General features: G+C 54.0%; 23 protein-coding genes and 1 riboswitch. Of the genes, 15 read left to right on the plus strand and 8 right to left on the minus strand.

Annotated elements, in window-relative coordinates:
- Positions 1–147: 147 nt before the first annotated feature.
- Positions 148–915, plus strand: a complete 768-nt coding sequence (locus D7024_RS03815) for an ABC transporter ATP-binding protein (protein ID WP_121450598.1) — start codon at positions 148–150, stop codon at positions 913–915.
- 16 nt (positions 916–931) lie between these two features.
- A complete protein-coding gene (locus D7024_RS03820; RefSeq protein WP_121450599.1) occupies positions 932–1,699 on the plus strand; it encodes an ABC transporter permease in 768 nt (255 codons plus the stop codon).
- On the opposite strand, the gene D7024_RS03825 is transcribed toward D7024_RS03820, so the two are convergent.
- The 3 genes from D7024_RS03825 to D7024_RS03835 form a co-directional block, all read right to left on the minus strand.
- A complete protein-coding gene (locus D7024_RS03825) occupies positions 1,671–2,879 on the minus strand; it encodes a glycosyltransferase (RefSeq protein WP_121450600.1) in 1,209 nt (402 codons plus the stop codon). The genes D7024_RS03820 and D7024_RS03825 overlap by 29 nt on opposite strands.
- A gap of 115 nt (positions 2,880–2,994) precedes the next feature.
- A complete protein-coding gene (gene deoC / locus D7024_RS03830; protein WP_121450601.1) occupies positions 2,995–3,663 on the minus strand; it encodes a deoxyribose-phosphate aldolase in 669 nt (222 codons plus the stop codon).
- 47 nt (positions 3,664–3,710) lie between these two features.
- The gene (locus D7024_RS03835; RefSeq protein WP_121450602.1) at positions 3,711–5,108 is read right to left on the minus strand and encodes an ArsB/NhaD family transporter; all 1,398 of its coding nucleotides are present in this window, start codon (positions 5,106–5,108) and stop codon (positions 3,711–3,713) included.
- Positions 5,109–5,262: 154 nt separating this feature from the next.
- Positions 5,263–5,352, minus strand: a riboswitch (cyclic di-GMP riboswitch).
- Between the two features lie 158 nt (positions 5,353–5,510).
- On the opposite strand from D7024_RS03835, the gene D7024_RS03840 reads away from it, so the two are divergent.
- Together D7024_RS03840 and D7024_RS03845 are read left to right on the plus strand one after the other, a co-directional pair.
- The gene (locus tag D7024_RS03840) at positions 5,511–5,945 is read left to right on the plus strand and encodes a universal stress protein (protein ID WP_121450603.1); all 435 of its coding nucleotides are present in this window, start codon (positions 5,511–5,513) and stop codon (positions 5,943–5,945) included.
- Positions 5,946–6,100: 155 nt separating this feature from the next.
- Entirely contained in the window at positions 6,101–6,622 is a 522-nt protein-coding gene (locus D7024_RS03845) for a nitroreductase family protein (RefSeq protein WP_243113684.1), read from the plus strand.
- On the opposite strand, the gene D7024_RS03850 is transcribed toward D7024_RS03845, so the two are convergent.
- Both D7024_RS03850 and D7024_RS03855 read right to left on the minus strand, forming a co-directional pair.
- Positions 6,619–7,158 (minus strand): 4Fe-4S dicluster domain-containing protein, encoded by a 540-nt coding sequence (locus D7024_RS03850; protein WP_121450605.1) that lies wholly within the window; start codon positions 7,156–7,158, stop codon positions 6,619–6,621. The genes D7024_RS03845 and D7024_RS03850 overlap by 4 nt on opposite strands.
- A gap of 194 nt (positions 7,159–7,352) precedes the next feature.
- A complete protein-coding gene (locus tag D7024_RS03855; RefSeq protein WP_121450606.1) occupies positions 7,353–8,021 on the minus strand; it encodes a Crp/Fnr family transcriptional regulator in 669 nt (222 codons plus the stop codon).
- A 558-nt stretch (positions 8,022–8,579) separates the two neighbouring features.
- Between D7024_RS03855 and D7024_RS03860 the strand changes: the two genes are divergently transcribed.
- The 6 genes from D7024_RS03860 to D7024_RS03885 all read left to right on the plus strand — a co-directional run bounded on the left by D7024_RS03860 (position 8,580) and on the right by D7024_RS03885 (position 17,908).
- Positions 8,580–9,770, plus strand: coding sequence for a sulfite exporter TauE/SafE family protein (locus D7024_RS03860; protein ID WP_121450607.1), 1,191 nt, complete (start codon positions 8,580–8,582; stop codon positions 9,768–9,770).
- A gap of 89 nt (positions 9,771–9,859) precedes the next feature.
- Entirely contained in the window at positions 9,860–10,399 is a 540-nt protein-coding gene (locus tag D7024_RS03865; protein ID WP_121450608.1) for a hypothetical protein, read from the plus strand.
- Between the two features lie 88 nt (positions 10,400–10,487).
- A complete protein-coding gene (locus D7024_RS03870; RefSeq protein WP_121450609.1) occupies positions 10,488–12,572 on the plus strand; it encodes a molybdopterin-dependent oxidoreductase in 2,085 nt (694 codons plus the stop codon).
- A gap of 20 nt (positions 12,573–12,592) precedes the next feature.
- Positions 12,593–13,102: a 4Fe-4S dicluster domain-containing protein gene (locus D7024_RS03875; RefSeq protein WP_121450610.1), complete on the plus strand. Its 510-nt coding sequence runs from the start codon at positions 12,593–12,595 to the stop codon at positions 13,100–13,102.
- 17 nt (positions 13,103–13,119) lie between these two features.
- Positions 13,120–15,924: an FAD-dependent oxidoreductase gene (locus D7024_RS03880; RefSeq protein ID WP_121450611.1), complete on the plus strand. Its 2,805-nt coding sequence runs from the start codon at positions 13,120–13,122 to the stop codon at positions 15,922–15,924.
- 100 nt (positions 15,925–16,024) lie between these two features.
- Entirely contained in the window at positions 16,025–17,908 is a 1,884-nt protein-coding gene (locus D7024_RS03885; protein ID WP_121450612.1) for a methyl-accepting chemotaxis protein, read from the plus strand.
- Here the strand turns inward: D7024_RS03885 and D7024_RS14710 are convergent.
- Positions 17,905–18,057, minus strand: a complete 153-nt coding sequence (locus D7024_RS14710) for a hypothetical protein (RefSeq protein ID WP_165859257.1) — start codon at positions 18,055–18,057, stop codon at positions 17,905–17,907. The two genes, D7024_RS03885 and D7024_RS14710, sit on opposite strands and share 4 nt — an antisense overlap.
- 93 nt (positions 18,058–18,150) lie before the next feature.
- Positions 18,151–19,014 (minus strand): HpcH/HpaI aldolase/citrate lyase family protein, encoded by an 864-nt coding sequence (locus D7024_RS03890; RefSeq protein ID WP_121452450.1) that lies wholly within the window; start codon positions 19,012–19,014, stop codon positions 18,151–18,153.
- Between the two features lie 210 nt (positions 19,015–19,224).
- On the opposite strand from D7024_RS03890, the gene D7024_RS03895 reads away from it, so the two are divergent.
- The 4 genes from D7024_RS03895 to D7024_RS03910 all read left to right on the plus strand — a co-directional run bounded on the left by D7024_RS03895 (position 19,225) and on the right by D7024_RS03910 (position 22,091).
- Positions 19,225–19,710, plus strand: coding sequence for a hypothetical protein (locus D7024_RS03895; RefSeq protein ID WP_121450613.1), 486 nt, complete (start codon positions 19,225–19,227; stop codon positions 19,708–19,710).
- Between the two features lie 65 nt (positions 19,711–19,775).
- The gene (locus D7024_RS03900) at positions 19,776–20,441 is read left to right on the plus strand and encodes a DUF421 domain-containing protein (protein WP_121450614.1); all 666 of its coding nucleotides are present in this window, start codon (positions 19,776–19,778) and stop codon (positions 20,439–20,441) included.
- 178 nt (positions 20,442–20,619) lie between these two features.
- Complete coding sequence (locus D7024_RS03905; protein ID WP_121450615.1) at positions 20,620–21,279, plus strand: ComEA family DNA-binding protein; 660 nt, start codon at positions 20,620–20,622, stop codon at positions 21,277–21,279.
- A 98-nt stretch (positions 21,280–21,377) separates the two neighbouring features.
- Complete coding sequence (locus D7024_RS03910; RefSeq protein WP_243113685.1) at positions 21,378–22,091, plus strand: lytic transglycosylase domain-containing protein; 714 nt, start codon at positions 21,378–21,380, stop codon at positions 22,089–22,091.
- A gap of 151 nt (positions 22,092–22,242) precedes the next feature.
- On the opposite strand, the gene D7024_RS03915 is transcribed toward D7024_RS03910, so the two are convergent.
- Positions 22,243–22,485 carry an alpha/beta-type small acid-soluble spore protein gene (locus D7024_RS03915; protein WP_121450616.1) on the minus strand — a complete coding sequence of 81 codons (243 nt, stop codon included), beginning with the start codon at positions 22,483–22,485 and terminating at the stop codon, positions 22,243–22,245.
- 147 nt (positions 22,486–22,632) lie between these two features.
- On the opposite strand from D7024_RS03915, the gene D7024_RS03920 reads away from it, so the two are divergent.
- On the plus strand, positions 22,633–22,851 hold the full coding sequence (locus tag D7024_RS03920) for a hypothetical protein (protein WP_121450617.1): 219 nt from the start codon (positions 22,633–22,635) through the stop codon (positions 22,849–22,851).
- The last annotated feature ends 51 nt before the right edge of the window (positions 22,852–22,902 follow it).

Genomic DNA, 22,902 nt, shown 5'->3' on the forward strand with positions numbered 1-22,902 from the left:
ACCTGATCAGAAATGGATCCTGCCTTAGGGCATGTGTTATTTGTTACGGCTGTTGGTGCCTGCGGGGCAGGAGATCATAAACTTTAGTGCAAAGTTAAAGGGTAGAGGCTTCGATATTTCAAGATTTTGGGGATTTGGTGATGGTGAGTGGCGATCCATGCTGATGGTTTTTTTCTGGATCGGGTATGGCGTACGGCTGCCGGCAATGAAGGGCAGCCGGTCACCATACTCGAGGACATTACAGCCCACTTTCCCGGGGGTACCATCACGGCCCTGGTGGGGCCGTCGGGTTCGGGTAAAAGTTCCCTGCTGCGTCTTTTAAACCGTCTGGATGAACCCAGCCGGGGCAGGCTTTACTGGCAGGGCAAGCCCCTGGAAGGGTATCCCGTGCGGGAACTGCGGCGTCAGGTGGGCATGTTGTTTCAAACCCCGGTCCTTTTTCCCGGTACCGTAGAAGAAAACCTCCTTTACGGTCCCCGGGTTACCCGCTCGGCCCCGCGCGTAGAGCCGGCAGAGTTGCTGGAACAGGTCGGGCTGGACGGCACGTTTTTGCGGCGGGACGTGAGCAGCCTTTCCGGTGGCCAGGCCCAGCGGGTTGCCCTGGCCCGGGTGCTGGCCAACCGGCCGGCGGCCCTTTTGCTGGACGAACCCACTTCAGCCCTGGATCCCGGGGCCCGGGATGAGATAGAAGCGTTGATCACGCGGCTGCAGCGGGAAAATGACCTCACCGTGGTGTGGGTAACCCACGATGCCGCCCAGGCCCTGCGGGTAGCCCGGGTGCTGGCCGTCATACAAAAGGGGCGCCTTACGGCCTGCGGTCCGAAGGAGGATTTCATGCGCGGCGATGTCGATCCCTGGGTGCGCCAGTTCTTCCAGGAGGGCAGGCACACCCCGCAAAGGTGCTGCCGGCCCTGAAAAGAGGTGAAATCCCTTGACCGATGCAGCTCTATTGTCCACGCTGGCCCTGGTGCTGGTGGCCATGCTTTTGTCTTTGTGGCAGCAGCTGCGCCTGGAGCGGGATTTGCTGGTGGGGACGGTCCGTACTTTTTTGCAGTTGCTGGCTATCGGTTATGTGCTGACCTTTGTGCTCAGGCAGGACCGCTGGTATTTTACCGCGGGGGTATTGTTGCTGATGACCCTGGTAGCCGCCCACAATGCGGCCGGAAAGGGCAAAAAGATCCCGGGGATATTCTGGCGGGTGATCCTGGCTATTGGGCTGGGGGAAGTAGTTACCCTGGGCCTGATGCTCTCACTCCACATCATCGATGGTAGCCCCCGCTTTGTCATTCCGGTGGCGGGGATGATTGTCGGCAACGCCATGGTGGCTGCCGGCCTGGTGCTCAACCGTTTTCAAGCCGATATCCGCCGGCAAAGGCGGGAGGTGGAAGCCGCCCTGGCCCTGGGGGCATCTCCCCGGCAGGCGGTGGAAGGCGTTCTGCAGGCGGCCGTTAAAGGGGGCATGCTGCCTACCATTGATTCTATGAAAACCGTTGGGCTGGTTACCCTGCCGGGGATGATGACCGGCTCCATCCTGGCCGGGGCCGATCCCTTGCTGGCGGTTAAGTACCAGATCATGGTTATGCTGATGCTCAGCAGCGCCACGGCCATTTCAAGCATTGCCCTGGGGTTTACTCTTTACCGGGCTTATTTCAGCAAGGCCGAGCAATTGATCATACCGGGTAATTCTTCTCGGCCGTAAGCATTTCCAGCCACCGTTTTAGATAAATGGGCAGGGTAAAGTTCTTCCTGACATGTTCCCTGGCGTTTTGACCCAGCCTCTCTCCCAGGGCCGGGTCGCGTAAAATCCTCACCAGTGCCCGGGCCATTTCTCCGGTGGTGGCGGCGGCCAGCCCGGTTTGCCCGGGGATTAACTGCACCGTAATGCCGCCCACGGGGGAAGCTACCACCGGGCGGGATTTCCACATGGCCTCGGTTACGGTCAGTCCGAAACCCTCCCGTACCGATTTCTGGACCACCACTGCGGCAACCCGCTGGAGCACATTGATTTCCAGATCGCTGGTGGGGGGGAGTTCCAGGATAAAGATGTCCGGGTCATGGGCGGCTGCTTGCCGCACTTCCTGGAGCACCTGGATGCCCTCGGGGTCGTCGGAGGCTCCACCCCCCGCCAGCACCAGGCGGCATGGTATTTCCTTTCGCACCAGACGAAAGACCTGGATAACCCCCAACGGGTCTTTGAGTCGGTCAAACCGGGAAATTTGCACCACCAGGGGCAGGTCAGCCGGTATGCCCAGCCGCTCCATAACCGCGGCAATCTCACTGGACGATACCTCCCGGTTTTTCTCCGCCAGGGGGTCGATGGCCGGGGGCATGAAGTATTGCCGGTGGCCCAGATTCCGGGCGTAGGCCGGGATATGATAGATGGCGGCGTCACAACGCCTTGCCCAGGGTCTCAAAAAATCCCACACCTCCCGGTCCACGTCTACCGGGTCAATGTGGCAGTACCACAGCCAGCGGCCCGGGTGGCCGGGACGGATTTCGGCCAGGCCCAGGGGCTGCTGATCGTGGAGAATGACAAAGTCCGCCCGGGGTTCTACCAGGTCGTAGTTCTCCCGGGATATCCGGCGGTAGGTGTCCAGCATGGCGGGCGTTATTTGTACGGGTACGCCGTGAAAGGCGTTGTGAAAGGTTTTGGTCACCCGGAAAAATTCCTCATCCCCCTTGATGACGTCCCAGCGCACCTCTAAGCCCGCTTCCTGCATCATGGGCACGAGGCGTTTTAAAATTTCCGCCACTCCGCCGCCGGCAAAGGTGGAATTAATGTGCTGAACCCTGCACCCTATGAGCTGCCGGGCCAGCTCATAGATCTCTTCGATGAGTTGTTCACCAACAATAGCCTGATAATCCCTGATACCAGCCATGAATGACCCTCTTCCTCTGCAGTGTTTTCTAACCCCTTAGTATATTCGCCCGGAAAAAAATTTTCCTCCACCTGCCCAACATAGATGGAGGAAATATTTTATCGTGTTATTCGCTTTACTCCAGGCCGGCCAGCAGGGCCGGGCCGGCGCTCGTACCCAGCCTGGTGGCCCCGGCCCGGATCAGGGCCAGGGCCTGGCCGGTGGTACGAATGCCCCCCGAGGCTTTTACGCCAATTTCCGGGGGTAGGTTTTCCCGCAATAGCCCCACATCTTCCACCGTGGCCCCGCCCGGGCCAAAACCGGTGCTGGTTTTTACAAAGTGGGCGCCTGCCTGACGTACCAGCCGGCAGGCGGTAATCTTCTCCCCGTGGTTTAAGTAGCCTGTTTCGATAATCACCTTGACCAGCCCCCCGGGCAAAAGGGCGGTCACTGCCTCCACCACTCCCCGGATATCGGCCACAACGAGATCATAGTTTCCTTCCTTCAAGGCGCCAATATTTATGACCATGTCCACTTCCCTGGCGCCGTTTCTGACGGCCTCTTCAGCTTCCTTCTTTTTTACGGACGGCGTGGTTGCCCCCAGGGGGAAGCCAATCACCGTGCACACTGCCACACGGGAACCGGCAAGTATTTTCGCGGCATATGCCACATGGGCGGGATTAACGCATACGGCGGCGAATCCTTCAGCCATCGCCTCAATACAAAGTTGCCGGATGTCCCGGGTGGTGGCTGTGGGTTTAAGCAGGGTATGATCAATCATGGCGGCCAGCTGGTTTCTGGTCAACCGCCAACCCCCCTTATAAAATTACTGTTATTAAACGGCGCAGGGAATCACTGGTTGCCTGCTGGGGTCGTGGTTTCTATTTTAAGCTGCCTTTGCAGCAGGTTTAACAGCAGGCTCAAGGCCAGCCCTATTGCCAGCGTGCTTACCAGCACCAGGGTGGTATTAAATTGCAGCCAGGCCACCAGGTATGCTGTGGCAATGACAATGGAAAGGATCATGAGGGGAAAAGCTACTTTAAAGAAACCCAGGAAACTGATAGGAGTACCCCTCTTTTCAGCCATGCCCACCACTACCACGTTGGCCGAAGCACCGATGATGGTGCCGTTGCCACCCAGGCAGGCTCCCAGGGAAAGGGACCACCACAGGAAATTGAGGTTTTCTATGCCCCCCAGGCGGCCCATGTCCTGAATTAAAGGAATCATGGTCGCCACAAAGGGGATGTTGTCCACAAAGGCCGAGGCCAGGGCCGAAAGCCAGACAATCAAAAGGCCCGCCGGCAGGAGTTCTCCCCCGGTAACCTCCAGGGCAAAATGGGCGATGGTTTCAATGACCCCTACTTCTTCCAGCGCTCCCACCAGGGCAAACAGGCCGATAAAGAAGAAGATAACCGGCCATTCTACGGCGTGCAGGGCATGTTCCGGGTCGGAACGGGTGATTACCAGCAACAGGGCCGCCCCGGCCAGGGCAATCACCGAGCTCTCCAGGTGCAGGAACTGGTGCAGGGCAAACCCGGCAATGGTTAAACCCAAAACCCAAAGACAGGGCTTGAGCAAAGAGGCGTCTTTAATCTCGTCCCATTCATTTAGCTCCAGGATGCTTTTTTGATTCTCAGGGTTTGTAACCAGGTCCCGGCGGTAAATGAGGCGCAGGATAAAGATCGTCAAGACATAAATCACTACCACCACCGGGGTAAGGTTAATCACAAAATCCATAAACCCGAGCCTTACGGCGCTACCAATCATGATGTTGGGCGGGTCTCCGATCAGGGTGGCCGTTCCCCCAATGTTGGAAGCGATAATTTCAGAAATTAAGAAGGGCAGGGGGCTTACTTTTAGTTTGTGGGCGATGGCAAATGTAACGGGCACGATGAGCAGTACCGTGGTCACATTGTCCAGCAGGGCTGAAAGTACAGCCGTGACCAGGGAGAGGGATGCCAGGATACGCAGGGGTTCTCCCCGGGCCATTTTGGCCGCCTTGATGGCCAGGTACTCAAAAACTCCCGTTTCACGGGTAACGCCCACGATGATCATCATGCCCGTTAAAAGGCCAATGGTGTTCCAATCGATGTAGTGGACGGCCAGTTCCGGGGTAATGATACCGGCCAGTATGACTATCGCCGCACCGCAAAAGGCAGCCACGGTACGGTGAATCTTTTCCGAAATAATTATAGCATAGGTGAGTAAAAAGACGGATGTAGCTAAAATAACTTGCGTTTGAGCCGACAAATTTCCCATCTCCTTTCATCCATAGTATTTCGATAATCACCCAGTCTTACTACATTTAAGGAAACCACCTCCATTAGACCAGAAATGTGACTAATTTCAGGCAAAATTAAAGGGGGGGGGTAGCCAAGTGACTACCCCCCCCAGCAGTCGGTACCGTTGCAGCCTGGCGATCATAGTCCTGAAAAGGACCTTAGACCCATAGCTTTAGCGTCCCGGGCTTTCGCCCGGTTTGCCCAACCCGTAAGGAACGTACACTTTTCACTTTACTACATAAGTATTATAAGTGGTCAGGGCCTATGGAGGCAATAGGAATTTAATCAATTTATTAATAATGCAGGTTTCTCCCACTAGAACGTAGAAGATCTTGCAATAAAGATTGTCTTTGGGGAGGTAGTGGTTTGCATGAAAATCCTTCTGGCCGTGGATGGTTCGGAGAATTCACTGCGTGCTGCCAGGCAGGCTTTGCGCTTAAGCAAACTAAACCCGGAAGTCGCAGTTACGGCTCTGTACGTGGGGCCTTCCTGTTATAAACTTTTCCCCGAACCCGGAGTATGTGCCTGGCTTCAGCAAAAAGAGCTGGATCAAGAAATAGAAGCCCGCGCGGAAAAAGTCTTTGCCGCCGTAGAAAAAATTTTTCGGGCAGAAGGCCAGGCCATAGCCACGGCGGTGGAACGGGGAGATGCCGCTGAAGCCATCTGTCGGCTGGCTGCGGAGGGTCAATTTGACCTGATCGTCGTTGGAAGCCGCGGTTATGGCGATCTTAAGTCCCTTTTCCTGGGCAGCGTGAGCCATAAAGTGCTGCACCTCGCCCCCTGCCCCGTAATGATTGTCAGGTGATAAATATGATTAATAAAATGTAGCTGTACTCTTCCGGGGTTTTTATTATTGAAAATTAAATTGGTATTTGGTAAAAATACGATTGGGTAAACACACGAGATGAGAATTCCGGGGTATAACATAAGAGCACTTTGATGCAGGAGGTTAAATTGATCATGTCCACGATTCTCTCCCTGGTGAGGAGCCGGTATTCCGTAAGGCACTATAAACCCGACCCGCTGCCCGAGGCATTGCTGGATCAACTCCTGGAAGCGGCCCGCTGGGCCCCTTCTGCCGGTAACCTGCAGCCCTGGTTTTTCTATGTGGTTACCCGGGAGGAAAAAAAAGAAGCCCTGGCACAGGCCGCTTTAAATCAACGTTTTATTGCCCAGGCGCCCGTGGTGATTGTGGTTTGCGCCGAACCGGAACGCTCGGCGCGGGTTTACGGTGAGCGGGGGCGGCAGCTTTATTGTTACCAGGATACGGCTGCGGCAGTGCAAAATATTCTGCTTACCGCAAATGCCCTGGGCCTGGGAACCTGCTGGGTGGGTGCTTTTGACGAGGAACGGGTGAAAGAGTGCCTGGGTATCCCCGCGGGGCGTATACCCGTGGCCATCATTCCCGTGGGTTACCCGGCCGACGATCCGGCCCGCAGGCCCAAGAGGAGGGAAATAGAAGAGATTGTGAGTTACATTTAGGCCACCGGCCGGGATTTCCGGCCGGCTTTTTTGCGAAGCGGTGTAAATCTTTTGCGGATATAACGAACCCTTTTTACGTCCGGCATGCGTTCAGCCGGGCCAAAGAGAAGGCTGTTGGTGGGACAGGCGGTAACGCAGGCCGGCTCGAGCCCGGCATCAATCCGATCTTTGCAGTAGTCGCATTTCACAGCTACACCTTTTTCTTCATCCCATTGGGGCGCACCCCACGGGCAGGCCATAATGCAGCTCCGGCACCCAACACACAGTTCCCGGTCAATGAACACAATGCCGTCCCTGGGGCGTTTCTGGACGGCTCCAACCGGGCAGGCCTGCACGCAATAGGGGTCCTCGCAGTGGTGGCAGGCTGTGAAAACATACGTTGCCATTGCTTGACCGCTTCTGATAACAGGGTCTACCGTAACAACCTTACTTGGCTTGGGTCCCACGCCAAGCCCCTTGTTTACTTTGCACTGCACTTCACAGCTGCGGCAGGAAATGCATCTTTTCTCGTCCTGGTACAGGTAATACTTGCTCATTGATTAGCCTCCCAACAGTCCCTTTGTAATATTGACTATAGTTCGATACTTTTATTAGATAACCTTCTTTAAAGCATTATTTTTATTTATAAATAATGGTAGACTTTGACCGGATTCACCGGTCAAGAAAAAAAACCCCGCTCTTTTGCGGGGTTTGTTAGGTATCTCAAGCGGATCTGTAAGGCCGGCTACACTTACATAATCCACCGGGCCAGCTTATCTGGATCTACGATGCTGATGGTTCTTCCTTCATAAGCAATGCTTTTTTCCTGCTTGAAGGTGTTTAATAGAGAAGTTACCGTCTGCCGGGAGGTTCCTACCATATTTGCCAGTTCCTCGTGGGTAAGCTGTACGCCCAGTTTTATGCCGTTTTTTGTTTCCATGCCGCAGCGTTCGCCCATTTTTAACAGGGCCAGGGCCAGCCGTCCGGGAGCCTGCCAGCAAACCATCTCGTGAATAATCTGTTCCGCTTCCCGCATGCGTACTCCCAGTAATTTAGCTACCTTAATGGCCAGAAAAGGATGGGCGCCCATTAACTCTTCAAATTTGTTTTTACGCAAAACCACCAGGCTGACGTTGCTGATCGCACCGGCAAAACAGGTACGTTCCCCTCCCCACAGGGCTTCGGCCAGACCCATTAACTCCCCGGGGCTGCGAATACTGCCTACGGTGACCCGGCGGCCGTCGGCATTCAGGCGGTAGATTTTTACCCAGCCGCTTTCCACCAGGTAGACCCGGTCGGCCGGATCGCCGGCGGCAAAAATGACATGACCTTTCGGATAATGCACCGTAAATCCCGCCTGGCGAATAAGTGCCCTTTCCACTTCATTTAATGCCGCTTTTTCCACATGCGGTAGTGACATGCCGTCTATCCCTCCCGGTAAAGAAAGGGTTTGTTTATAGCAAGTTTGTTAGAAAATTTCTATTAGATAATTCTTGTAATCGTTAAGCTATACATGCTCAAATGCAAAAAGGAAGGTTAATATAATTTAACATTTATTATATTCCCATTTCTCCATCCCTGTCAATGGCTGTTATGGGAAGCAGGCATAAAGTAGATAGTGGAATTAAAAGATGAAACAAATGAAATTATGTTTATAAGGTGTCGTGAGCATGACAAATTATTTGTCTACAAGATGACTATTAAATTGTCTTGCACCTGACGTTATCATGTTATCACATTGATTATATTTAATTATAACACATAGGGTGTGTCTTGTTATAAAAACCATTTAGGGAGGTGAATTTTTTGTGTGGCATTCGTATCAAGGGAGGTGATTCCACAGTACATTAAAATCTGGGCTGATTTCTCATGCCTTTATTATTCTTGTGTGATTGTGAGTACAAACTTTATTTCCCTTTCTTTATATAAGCGCTCGAACTTATAAGAGTTTTCATCACTGATTACGGGGGAGGATTAAATGAAAAAGGGGATTATCAATAAAATTGCCCTGGCCACACTGCTCCTGATGCTGGCCGTTCTGGCTTTAGGGGCCAGCGGCGTGGGGGCGCAACAAGCACAAGTGGTGGGCAGCGACCTTGGGTTGAAGGGGAAACTGGGTGAAGCCATAGCTAAAGCCCCGGTGGGCACGGGTAAGGGGCAGATCGATCCCGATGCGCCCAGGGGAGCCTTCGGCATTCCCGGAGCGCCTGAGATCAACTACCTGGTGGCCATCCTGTGGGCCATCTGGGTGGGCTGGATCTTCTCCACTGTGGGTGCATTCGGTGGCGTTATGGCTGGAGTAGGCCACATGACCGTTTACGGCCTGGGTGACTGGGTAAAGCCTTTTAAGAACACCGCGCCCCAGTTGAACAAGCTGCTTACTGACAGTATCCGTACCTCCAACCAGTGGCTGGTTGGTTTGTCAGCACTTTTAAGCACCATTAACTACCTGAAGGCTAAGCGTTTGGCCTGGCCGCTGGGCCTTGCCCTGGGATTGGGTTCCATTGTGGGGGCTGTGGCCATTCCCGCTCTGACCGGCGGCAAGGTGAGCTTCAGCCAGTACCAGGGATGGTTCGGATTATTTGTTTTTGTGGTGGGCGTCGTTCTTTTATATGAAACGACCCCCCGGGGGCAGGCCAGCAAGAAGGCGGCCAAAGAGGCGGCCAGGGCCTTTGAGCAGAGCATCAAGGAAAAGAAAGACGAAGCTGCCCAGGGGATTATAGTTACCGAGTGGAGTCTTACCAACATTAAGTTTTCCTTCTTCGGCGTGGAGTTTAAGTTCAACCCCATCTGGGCTTTTATGGGCGGCGTGGTAATCGCAGCCATTTCGGCCTTCATCGGTGTGGGCGGCGGCTTTTTGTACGTGCCTTTCCTGACCAGTATCGTGGGCCTGCCCATGTTCGTGGTGGCCGGCACCTCGGCCATGGCCGTCCTGGTCAGTATGATGACCAGTATCACCACCTACATCACCGTAGCCGGTGCCGCCTTGGACTGGGGCATGATTGGGGTGGAGTTAATTGGCGTATTTATCGGTTCCATGATTGGCCCGCGAACCCAGAAATATATCCCGGACATCTGGCTGAAGAGATTGTTTGTCGTTCTCGCTTTTTACGTCGGCCTTGGTTACTTCAGCAAGGGATTCTTCGGGAAAGCCTGGGTTCCAATGTAAGATTCGCTTAACAGATATTCCGCTCCAGGTTCCCCGGGCTGTTCCCTGGGAACCTGGGGCAACTACCTGGATAAACGGGGGCTTGAAGTATGGGCCTTTGGGAACTGGTGGATCAGGTCCTAATTATGTTTTATAAAATCAGCGGCCATCCGGTTTTTGACTACTTTCTGGGTACATTCCTGGTGGCACTCTTGGCGGTGGTCATCGGGGAATTCACCATCTCCATGGTCTTTCTGGTGAACAAAAACCACCTGGACCGGCTGAACACCCGGTTAGCGGATTTGCAGCAGCTATCCCTGGCTGCCTTAAAGCTGGGGGACAAGAAGAGCTATGACGCCTGCAACAAAGAAGCCAACGACGCCTTTGGCCGGGCTTTCTTCAACATGTTTGGCCTGTCGGCGGCCGCCCTGTGGCCCGCTTTCTTTGCCCTTGCCTGGATGCAGCAGCGTTTTGCCGGCATCGGCTTTCCCATACCCTTTACCGGCCTGGCTGTAAATTATGTGTTTACTTTTCTCATCTGCTACATCCTGGCCCGCATGTTTTTCAGCCGGGTGAAAAACCGGCTCCCCTATTTCAGGGGTATACACCGGATGCTGATGGCTTATGAAGAAAATTCCAGCAAAAGCTAGGTTTTTATATAAGATATCCCTGCCGCTGTCAGCGGCAAAGTAAATATCCAATAACTCCGTTAAAACTTATTTTATGGAGGCTTCCCTTATGGAAACTGTCTACAGCATTTGTTTCATGTGTACGGTAAGATGTCCCATAAAAGTAATGGTGGAAAATGACGACGTCAAGCTGATCGAAGGCAACCCCCACGTTGCCGGCATTGAGGGCAGCATCTGCCCCAAAGGCGCTGCCGGGGTCAGCCTTTTAAACGACGACGAAAGACTGAAAAGGCCCTTAATCCGCACCGGCCCCAGGGGTTCCGGGCAATGGCGGGAAGCATCCTGGGAGGAAGCGCTGGACTACGTGGCGGCAAAACTCGCCGAGGTCAAAGAAAAATACGGTGGGCGCAGCATCGCCCTGACCGAAAGGGCACATCTCAACTCCCACATCAGCAAAACCTTTATGAAGGCCCTGGGATCTCCCAACTATTTCACCCACGACTCCTGCTGCAAGGGCTCCCTGAACACCGCCTTCAGGACCCTGACCGGCTATACCGACGGGCAGGTGGGCGTGGACCTGGGGAAGGCCAAACACGTCATCCTTTACGGCCGCAATATTTTTGAATCTTTGGAACTCAAGCAGGTCAAACAGTTAATGCAGGCCATTGACAACGGGACCAAACTCACCTACATCGACCCCAGGGTAAGCGTTACGGCCACCAAGGCCCACAAATACCTCATGATCAGGCCCGGAACAGATCTGGCCCTGAACTATGCCCTGATGCACGTGATCCTGAAGGAAGGATTATATGATAAGGAATATGTCAACCGCTGGGTTCTCGGTTTAAAGGAACTGCAGCAATTTGTCGAGCCCTACACCCCGGAATGGGCGGAAAAGGAAACCGGCATTCCCGCTTACGAAATTGTTTCTCTGGCCCGGGAGGCCAGCGAGGCCAAACCGGCGGTGGTATTCCACTACGGGTATCGTTGCTCCCACTACCTTAACGAAATCTACTTCAGAAGGTCCATTATCATGTTGAACGCCCTCATGGGCAGTATTGAAGCTCCCGGAGGCATCTTCTTCAAGAAAAGCGCCAGGGATGTGGGCAAGAAACCCCTCAACAAGTTAACGGATCAAGATCTCCCCAGGGTAACCGAAGAAAGATGCGACGGAGTGGGCACACCCAAACTTCCGCTGCCCGACCCGGCCCACGGGGTAGTGCAGATGCTGCCTAAAGCCATACTGGAAGAAGACCCCTACCCGGTGAAGGCGTTAATAGTTTGGCGCTTTAACCCGCTGCTTTCCATTCCCGACTACGAAAACACAAGGCGTGCTTTAGAAAAGCTCGACTTCGTCGTTACCATAGATATCCACTTCAGTGAAACTGCCTGGTATTCGGATGTTATCCTGCCCGAATCCATCTACCTGGAAAGGGGAGACTCCATCCAGGAAGCAAACGGCTTAAAGCCCGCATTATACCTGCGCCGGCCCGCGGTGACACCCCGCTATGACACCAAGCCGGGATGGGAAATCATGAAGAACCTGGCCGACCGGCTGGGCATCGGCCAGTACTTCCCCTATCACACGCTGGAAGATCTGTGGGCTTACCAACTGAAGGGAACCGGGATCAACATCAGTGACTTTGCAGAAAAGGGATTCGTTTCCCTGAGTGACGAGCCCATTTACTGGGACCGGAAGGACGGGATCAAATTGAAAACCCCCTCCGGGAAAATTGAATTTGTGTCCAGCCTTTTAGAACAAAACGGGTTTCCGTCCTTCCCTGCGTATGAGCCCGTGCCGGCGCCGCCGGAAGGATATTTCCGCCTGATGATCGGCAGGGCCGCGGCCCATACCCATGTATCGACGCAAAACAACCCGCTTTTAAACGAACTGGTGCCTGAAAACGTCTTATGGATTAACACCCGCCAGGCAGCAAAGCTGGGCATTAAAAACGGCCAGATGGTGGAAGTCATATCCTCCCGGGGCCGGGATACCATCCGTGCTTTTGTAACGGACCTCATCCACCCGGAAGCCGTTTTCATGCTGCACGGTTTTGGCCACAAGGTACCCGTGCAGTCCAGGTGCTACGGCAAGGGGGCCATGGACGCCATGTTGCAGGAAAACGTCACCGATATGGTGGGTGGCAGCCCGGCTTTACAACATGTCTTCGTCACCGTAAGGCCAATTAACTGATACTGTTGGGAGGTTAATAAATGAGCAAGTATTACCTGTACCAGGACGAGAAAAGATGCATTTCCTGCCGCAGCTGTGAAGTCCAGTGCAAGGTCAACAAGGGGCTTGATGTGGGGCCAAAACCGAACCAGGTGGTGGTGGTAGGCCCGGTTGAGATAGATAGTCATCCGAAGGCAACCAATGTTTTTATCGCTTGCTTCCATTGTGAAGAACCCTGGTGCGTGCCGGCCTGTCCCACCGGCGCCGTGCAGAAACGTGCCAGGGACGGCATTGTTTTCATTGACCAGGAGTTGTGTGTAGGGTGCAAAAGCTGCATCATGGCCTGTCCATGGGGGGCGCCCCAATGGGACGTTAAGAAAGGCAAGGCTGTAAAATGCGATTACTGCAAAGACCGTATTGATGCGGGGCTCAAGCCGGCATGCGTTACCGCCTGTCCCACCAACAGCCTTTGCTTTGGTTCGGCCGAGCGCATGCCGGACATCAAGCGGGTACGTTATGCCCACCAAATTATTGCGGTGGGGCATAGTTAAAAAGGAGCAGGGTTTACATGGCAAAAAATACCTGTAGCGTCAAGAAGGCAGAGGAAATTGTAAAATCCTATTTAAATATGAACAGACTTTGCGGCCAGTGTCGCTCTAATTTAAATACAGCTTTAAGCCTGCTGGGCAGGATACGGAGCGGAAAGGCCCGCATTGGCGACCTGGAGGGCCTGTTAACCCTGGTCAACAGGTTGCACCTTACGTGCCACTGCGGTCAGGGGAAGCGTGTGGCGCCGGAAGTTATGGCCATTTTACGGGAGAACAGGGACGATTTCATAGTTCACATTGAGAACCGGGTATGTCCCGCTTCCGAATGTCCCCACCTGGTGCTTGCACCCTGTCAGGCGGCCTGTCCGGCAGGTATCGATATCCCAAATTATGTTGCACTGGTAGGACAGGGCAAGTATACCGAAGCTTTGCAGCTAATATTAGAGGATGTTCCCTTGCCCGGTGTTCTGGGGCGTATTTGCGAACATCCCTGTGAGCGTGCCTGCCGCAGGGGTGAGGTTGACGCACCCATATCTATCTGTGCCCTGAAAAGGCTGGCTTACGACCAGGTCCGGGAAATCCGGGAAAAGGTAAACCTTTTTTCGCCGCGGCCTGTAAGAAAATCAGAAAAGAGAGTTGCAGTGGTCGGCTCAGGTCCTGCAGGACTTTCCTGCGCCTATTTCCTGGCTAAGAAAGGTTACGCTGTGACCATATTTGAAGCCATGCCCGAGCCGGGGGGAATGCTCGCCTACGGCATTCCCCCGTACCGGCTTCCCCGGGAAGTTCTCCGGGATGAAATAGCCCGCATCCAGGCCATGGGTGTGGAGATCAGGTTGAACAGCCCAATTACCGGGGAATACGGTATTGAGGCTTTGATGGAAGACGGTTACGCGGCAGTGTTTTTAGGCACTGGAGCCTGGAAAGGTTCCATCCCCATTCCCAATCATGAGTGTTTCAAAGGTGTTATGGATGGGGTGACCTTTCTCAGGGTAGTAAACCAGAATTTGTTAACGGGAACGGGTGAACCTGGGGTAGAGGTCTGCGGCAAGAGAGTGGTTGTGGTGGGCGGCGGCAACGTGGCCATTGACGCCGCGCGGGTTGCCCGGCGTCTCGGAGCCCTTGAGGTGAGGATTATTTACCGGCGTTCGCGTCAGGAAATGCCTGCGCTGGATGAAGAAATAGAAGCAGCTGAAAAGGAAGGAATAATTCTGGACTACCTTATCTCTCCCACAGGGCTGGGAGGCAAAGACCAGTGCGTCCAATACATTGAGTGCATACGCAATACTTTGAGCGAGCCTGATGCAACCGGTCGTTGCTGGCCGGTGCCCATCAAGAATTCGGAGTTCAAGATGGAAGCCGACCTGGTTATTTTTGCCGTAGGCCAGAAGCCGGATCTCTCATATATTACTGAGGGTTCGGGGTCACCGGATGTGCTGGTTTCCCGGGACCGTATTGTCGTTAACCCGGACACTATGGAGACATCCCGGCCGGGAGTCTTTGCGGGGGGCGATGCTGTTACCGGGCCCGCCAGCGCCATAAAGGCCATTGCTGCCGGGAAACGGGCAGCGGCGGCTATAGATGCCTATTTGCGTGGAGAAAAACCTTCAGCCGCCATAAAGTATCCGGTTAAAAGAAAGGTTGCCGCCCTTATGCAGGTTACTGCTCAGGAAAAAAGTCACTCCCGGGTCTATTCCTTTGAGGAACAGTACCTGCCCGTAAAACAACATACGTTTGACGAAGTAATGGAGGGTCTTGGCCCGGAAGCCGGTGCGGTGGAAGCAGGCAGATGCCTGCGGTGCGACCTTTGCATTGCCTGCGGGAAATGTGTTGATACCTGCCGCAAAGTGGGGGCAGAAGCCATTCAGCTGGGTTACGTTGAAGGCAGCAAGGGAGCTGCAACTGATTTTGCACGCCCGGGCAATAAATGTATCGGATGTGGCAGCTGTTCCGTTAATTGTCCTACCGGGGCCATAACCATAAGCGATGAAGGCGGCTTCAGGGAGATGCGCATGTGCGGGGCGCTGATGAGCCGCCTGGAACTGTTTACCTGCCGGATTTGCGGGCAGTCCTTTGTCACGTCAAAACATCTCGACTTTGTGAATGAACGTTTAAAAGATTACCCAAGCCGTGTCCATAGCACAACCGAAATATGTCCCGCCTGCTTACGCCGGGTATGGGCTCACCGTATTTGCGGCAGGGAGTACCAAACTGTTGATTGGATGGAACTGGTCTCCATTGAACTGGAACAAGAGGCTCTGGAGCCGGAAAAAGATATGGCTGATGTCTTCTTGACGTCCCGGGAGGAACAGGTGGTCATGGAGCGGATACGGCCCCAGATGCAGAAGATTCACGTTCTGGTTAGTGAACTCTCCACAGTTGTACATGGTCCCGGCCGGCTCTCTTTAGAAGCGGGTCGTATATTGAAAATGATTAACGATGTGGCTGAACAGGTCAACCTGCTGGCTCTTAACGCTTCAATTGAGGCCGTCAGGGTTGGTGACCAGGGAAACGAAATTTCTGCATTGTTGAATGAGGTGCATGAACTGGCCGCACAATCCGCCCGTGTGGCTACGGAGATTGGTGTTTTCATCCACAGGGTACGGCAGGAGATTTCCTCCGGCGTTAGCGGGGAGAACGATACCGGTGACGGCAGTTTTGCCGTAGGGGAAGGTGTCCTGCTTGCCGTTGAAACGAGAAAACACTTCAATGCCATTGTGCAACATATAGAGAACGTTGTCCGGCAGGTGGGCAGGGTGGCCCGCATCGCCGGGGAATTAAGTGCCAGGCAGGAGGAAACTGTCCTGGTCGAGGAAAAATCGGCGTAGTAAACGGATACCCGGAGTGTTTTGGAACCACACACTCCGGGTGTCCCCAAAAAAAATATACTGCGTAGTGGGGATGGATATAGCGAGGCGATAAATACATATGAAAGCTTTATTTGCCAGCATCAAGACCCGCATTTTGCTCCCTTTACTGGTTTTATCGGCGATGGGCTTTGGGCTGCTGGCGTTTTACAATTACAGCCAGACCAAAAGTTTGATTATCCAGCAGGAGAAACAGCACTTCCAGTCCATCCAGGCCTTTGTGGAAAACGACCTGGCTGAAACCACCCGGAGCATTCGACTGGGTATAGAAAGTGTGGTCAACAATCCCCAGGTGCAGGAAGCATTTGCGGCCAGGGACAGGGAAAAGCTGAAAGCACTCACTGCCCCCATTTGGGAACAAATTAAAGACGACGGAATTGAACAATTCCAGTTCCACCTTCCCCCGGCCACCGCCTTTTTACGCCTGCATATGCCCAACAAATTTGGGGATGACCTTTCTTCCTTCCGGGCTACGGTGGTGGAGGCCAACCGGAGCAAAAAGCCGGTGGCCGGCCTGGAAGAGGGGCGGGGCGGTTACGGTTTCCGCGTGGTGGTGCCGGTGTTCTACCAGGGGCAGCATGTGGGCAGCGCCGAGTACGGTCAGGGTTTTAACGAGGCTCTGCTGGCAAAATGGAAAGAGCAACTGGGGGCCGATTTTTTTGTTTACCGGCGCGGGGACAGGGGTATCTCCCTGGTGGATAGCGGCAACCTGCTGGCCGCTACGGCGGACAAAGATACATATCCTGTGGACGAGGGCTTAATTAAAGCCTGCCTGGAACAAGGGAAGACGCAGGTAACATACATAAACGACGGCCGCCAGGCGGTTCAGTTGCTGCCCTTGAAAGATTACTCCGGCGCTACCATTGCCTATGCCAAGGTAGTTTTAAACCGGGAAGGAATGCTGTCCAAACTCAATGCCACCATGGTTAACCTATTTACCGTTTTCCTGATTACCGGTGCCCTGGTTTTAGGCATTATCTACATTCTCCTTTCGCGTTCCTTGAACCCCATCACCAGGCTGGTGGGAGAAATGGCGCGCGTGGGCGAGGGGGATCTTACGGTTTCTCCCGTATGCTCTTCCCGTGATGAAGTGGGCCGCCTTACAAACAGTTTTTGCAGCATGATTGAAAGCATTCGCTCCCTGGTCGGCCAGGCGCTTGCCACCGCACGCCAGCTTTCGGCGGCAGGCCAGGATCTATCGCTTTCCATTCAGCAGGTTTCCGCAGGGGCCCAGGAGACGGCAGGTATAGCCGACAGCCTGGCCCAGGTAGCGGCTCAACTAAACAACGGAGTACAGGAGCTGGAAAAAGCAACAGGAGACGCATCCCGCACGGCCCGGGGAGGGGAGGAGGCCATGGAACGGCTGCGTTCCCAGATGGAAAAAATTCAGGGTCTGGTCAGTGAGCTCTCCACCGTCGTTCACGGCCTGGGCCGGCGTTCCCAGGAAATAGGGCGTATAGTAGAAATGATCACCGACATAGCCGAGCAGACCAACCTGCTGGCCCTCAATGCTTCTATTGAAGCAGCCAGGGCCGGGGAACACGGCAAGGGATTTTCCGTGGTAGCCGATGAGGTGCGCAAACTGGCCGAGCAGTCCGCCCGGGCGGCTACGGAGATTGGAGTTTTTATCCGTGAAGTGCAACAGGAGACGGCCCGCGGGGTCAATGACATGGAAAAAAGTGTTCAAAGTATGCGGGAGGGCGTCCAGCTGGCCGTTGAAACCGGGAAACACTTTAATGCCATCGTACAGCAGGTCGAGCACATTGCCCGGCAGGTGGACCGGGTCGCCCGGGCCACCGGTGAAGTGAGTGCGGCCAGCCAGGAAGTGGCCGCCGCGGCCAGCGAACAATCGGGAACAGTGGAGCGGATAGCCCGGGCGGCCAATGAGCTCTCTTCCATGGCCGGAGAACTGGAAGCCCGTGTGAGCCGTTTTAAGTTGAATTAACCCGGTTCTACTTCATCAAAGGAAAGGGTGGTCACCCGGGTAAAATCGCCCCGCTTCTTTTCTTCCGGAGTAGCCGGCTGCTCCAAAAGATCTTCATTCCCCGGAGCAAACCGGGGTTCTTTATTCCCGGGCCTTTTCACGGCCGGCATGATTACCATTCCACCTTTCGTTCTAACAAGTCTAAACTGTAAACACTACTTATGTTTTTAAAATCTCTCAGTGAATTGTTGCATATTCATTGTTCATTTACCCAGGCGCCGGGCGGCAGCCAGCAATTGTTCCGCCCGGCGCACAATGGGCAGTTCTACCATTTTCCCTTCCACCTGTATGACGCCGCTGCCGGCAGCCTGGGCCCGGGCAAAGGCCTCTACCACCTTCTCCGCCCAGGCGATTTCCTCTGTGCCGGGGGTGAAGACCTCATTCACCGGCGCCACCTGGGCCGGGTGGATCACCAGTTTGCCCTGGAAGCCCAATTTGCGGGCACGGCGGGCATCTTCCACCAGGAAAGAGATGTCCCTGAAGTCGGGGTTTACGGTATCCAGGGGCGGGGCGATGCCTGCCGCCCGGGAAGCCACCACCAGCTGGTTGCGGGCAAAAAATAATTCATCGCCGTCCCGCGAATAGGGTACGCCGATATCCATGGTATAATCGTTGCCCCCAAAAGCCAGGCAACTCACCCGGGGGGCGGCGGCAATTTCCCCGGCCCGGGCGATACCCCGGGCGCTTTCCACAAAGGGGATTAATTTAATCTTGCCTACGGGTAAATTATGTTGCTTTTCCAGGAGTGAGAGCAACCAGTCTACCCGGCGCACTTCTTCTCCCGACTCGGCCTTGGCCAGCATCAGCCCCTCTACGGGCAAATCGACCACCGTTTGAAGATCCTGCAGGATGTGGGGCGAACCGGCACCGTTGATGCGCACAAAAACGGGGATGGGGCGGGGAATACTCAAGGTTTGACGGATCTGCTGGCGGGCCCTTTCCTTTTGGGCATCGGCAACGGCGTCCTCCAGATCGAGGATGACCGCATCGGCCCCGGCCGTAAAGGCCTTTTCCCCTTTGCGGGGATCGTCTCCGGGGGTAAAAAGAAGTGTGCGCAAGGGAAACATTAGCAAAGCACCATCCTTAATTAAAATTATTCCCGGGGCTTTTCGCAAAATACGGTTTAACCTGCTACTTGCCAGCGGGCTCTTTTTTATGGGACAATGGTGTTATGGAGCAGTTTGGCATCTTGTTTTTAGCCCGGGTATAATTGCCTTTTATTCTTTCCGTACGGGTTTTAATCCTGCTGTTGTTAACAGGTGGTGGAGGTGTGGGTTTTGCGGGAGATTGCCTTGCCGGATTTTATTGGCGAATCGGAGCACGGGATGATCGTAATGGTTTCGGCGCTGGAGGATGAGCTTGAACCGCTTTTCCGGCGCTTTAACCGGGGCGAAATGGTTCCTTACCGTTTTGGCTGGCAACTGGTACCCATTGATGGCCAGAACTATCTGGTCACGCTGGACTTAAACTGGGACGGCGGGCACGAAGTGGCCATCGGTTTCACCCCGGAAATGTGGGATATTCTGCCCGCTGTGCGTCATAAAGACCTCACTGTCGTCACCGACTGGGACCTGGTTGGCCAGGAGACAAAAATTTCCCCGTCCAAAGCCCTGGTTATCCGCCAGGCCTACCGGGGGTTCGATGTGTTGATCAGACAGGTGGCCCAGGTAGTCCCACCTCTGCAGGGGTCCCACCCGGGGGAGGAACTGGAAAAATTGCAGGAAATCCTGGCCGGATGCGTGGATCCGGGTCAGCTCCATTGAATTGACTTTCAAAGAATAACCCGGCCTTACCCGGGGCCAAACTAGAGGAGCGGGAGGCCGGGTTAATGCTATTATCAATTTACCGTACGGTGTTAATATATTTTATTGTACTGCTGGTAGTTCGCCTGATGGGCAAGCGGGAAATTGGTCAGCTTTCGCCTTTTGATTTTGTGGTAGCCATCATTATTGCCGAACTGGCGGCCATTCCCATGGAGTCCACCAGTATTCCCTTATGGAGAGGGGTCATTCCCCTGGTTACCCTGGGAATTCTGGAAGTCGTGCTCAGTTACATGGCCCTGCACAGTCCCTTCCTGCGCCGGTTGCTGGACGGTGAACCCCAGGTGGTAATCAAAAACGGGCGCATTATTAAGGATGAACTGCGCCGGGCGCGCTATAATTTAAACGACCTTTTGGCCCAGCTCAGGGAGAAGGGAATTGTTAATGTGGGTGACGTGGAGTTCGGGGTGCTGGAAACTTCGGGCAAGCTGAGCGTAATCCCTAAATCTCAAAAACGTCCCGTTACACCTGAGGATCTGGGCTTACCAACCAGTTATGAAGGTTTGCCGGCTGTGCTGGTGATGGATGGGCAGGTATTAAAGGACAACCTGCGTTTGGTCGGCCTCGATGAGGCATGGCTAAAGGAACGCCTGGCCGCGGCCGGGTTGAAGCCAGAGCAGGTTTTTCTGGCCACGCTGGGCACCGATGGCCGGCTGTTTATTAATGAAAATTAGGATTTAAGGATGAGATAAACAGCCCACTTACGGCGAGTTAAGTAGTTAGTAGTTATTACGGTCTAGAATAGAGTTCCCGTTATTAGTGAAGTTTAGATCTAGCTTTATTTTTACAGAAAAGAAGGAATATGCATTTTAAAGTAGAACTAACTGGTGAAAATAAGGCGGGGCGAAACTGGTGTTTGAAATTACAAGGCGCCACCAGCTAATTATTTTGATCGTTACAGCCATACTGATTTTTGGTGGTGGCTATCGCTATGCCTTATGGCAGCAGCGGGCCACTGCTGAAAGCAAACCGGCATTGGAACAACTAAATCCTTCGGAGAACCTTGAAGCAAAAGAATTGGTGGTTCATGTTGCCGGTGCAGTGGAAAAGCCGGGAGTATATCGCCTTTCAGCCGGTGCGAGGGTGCAGGATGCGGTTCAAATGGCCGTTGCCCGTCCGGAAGCAGATCTCGATTTATTAAATCTGGCCGCACCCCTGGCCGATGGCCAAAAACTGGTTGTACCGGCAAAACAACCTGGTTTAACCGGTGGCGCGGTGCCTTTGCAGAACATGTCTGGTTCTGCTCCCGTTAGTGCCACCTTGCGCAATAATCCTTTTGCTCAACCATCCGGTGATTCACCGGCTTCCGGGGGCGGTACGCTGGTGAATATCAACACGGCCGACCAAAAGGAACTGGAAACCCTGCCCGGGATTGGACCCTCCCTGGCCCAGCGCATCATCCAGTACCGGGAAACCAACGGACCTTTTAAAGTGCCCGAGGACATTAAAAATGTTTCCGGCATCGGGGATAAAAGGTTTGAACAGCTCAAGGACTACATAACTGTTTATTAGCCTTTTAAATCCTTTGCAGCAGGGCACAATGCACTTCCTAATGAGCGCCTGGCCGGTCCCCGTTTCGCCAAATTTAAGATAAACTTGGAGGAAACAGAGTGTTTGTTCCACTGCTAAGCCCACTTAATCAAGTTGGTAACAGTCAGGGCAACTGGCAAGTAGGAAAGCTCCATGGTCCGCGGGAATCCTTTGCCCTGCTGCTGGCAGCTGCCCTGGAATCGTCCGCCGGCAATACGAGGGACGGGAAGGGAAAACAGATAGATGATAAAAATATCACGGAGTTGCTATTGCCTTTCTTTTTACTGGCAGCGGGCAGCAGGGAACTTTTATCGTCCCTGTGGGTTGTTTTTAACTCCTTGCTGCCACAAGAGGAGAACGGGCAGCAGACCCTTCCCGCCGGTAACAACAATGGCCGACCGGTCAATGCCGGTGGGCTCGATGCCCTGATCAACGATGTGGCTAAAAAGTACGGTTTAGAACCGGCGTTGCTCAAGGCAGTGGTCAAGGTGGAATCGGGGTTCAATCCCTTTGCCCTTTCCCCTGCCGGGGCGCAGGGGTTGATGCAGCTCATGCCCGCCACGGCTGCGGTTCTAGGAGTGCAAAACCCGTGGGACCCCCGGGAAAACCTGGAGGGGGGCGCCCGTTATTTGAAATCCCTGCTGGAGCGTTTCGGAGGCAATGTCAACCTGGCCCTGGCGGCCTATAACGCCGGTCCGGGGGCGGTGCAGCGTTACGGCGGCGTGCCTCCCTACCGGGAAACGCAGCAATACCTGCAGCGGGTAGCCGCTGCAAGACATGAGTTTTTGGTGTAAAAAAGCAACCCGGCACTTCAGCAGCCGGGTTCAAACGTTTTTTAAGCGTCACATAGGAACCGTCGCAAAACCAAAAACTGCACGGGCGGCGATCCCTTAAAGAGCGACCGCCGCCCAGTTTGTTACGCTATATTTTAGGCTTGACCGCCACCTAAAAGTCATCCTGAAGGTTCAAACGGGCTTTGCGATCCCCTTCTTCGGCCAGTGCCTCTTCTCCGGCCTTCACCAGCTTGCGCACCATGTTGCCGCCAATTTTGCCTGCTTCTCGCACGGTCAACTCATCCCCGGCATTGACCAGATCATCCTCCAGGCCCAGTTCCCTGGCCGTCTCCCACTTAAGCCTATCCAGTTGCCTTTCCGTACGCAGCTTGTCGTTGTCCTTCTTGTGACCCATTAGATCACCCCTGAGATTAGGATGCCTCAATCGTCTGATTGCGTATACAAGAAAAATTTAAATCCTGCTATTGACACATTTGGCAGTGAGTCTTAATATGGTATTAACAAAATATTAACGTAATCTTAACAAAGGGGGGTGGTGCCAGTGTTGACGGCCGGAATTGATTTTCAAAAGTTAAAAGAAAAAAGGGATTTACTCTATCTGGTCGAATGGTACTGCCCTCTGGAAAGGGGTAGGCAATGGGGCGAGGAAGAACTGCGGGGAAGAGATAGCGAGCTGTCTTTATCCCGGTTGACTCTCCCACTGGCCCTGCACAGACCCCTGCTAAACTGGCAGCAGAGAGAAGTAATTGCCGGTTTTTAAAGTCGGTATACGACCGGTCCGGGTTCGGGTTGGTGCCGGGGCAAACCATTC

It is taken from the genome of Desulfofundulus salinus (genome assembly GCF_003627965.1).
In the GTDB taxonomy this organism is placed as follows: Bacteria; Bacillota; Desulfotomaculia; order Desulfotomaculales; family Desulfovirgulaceae; genus Desulfofundulus; species Desulfofundulus salinus.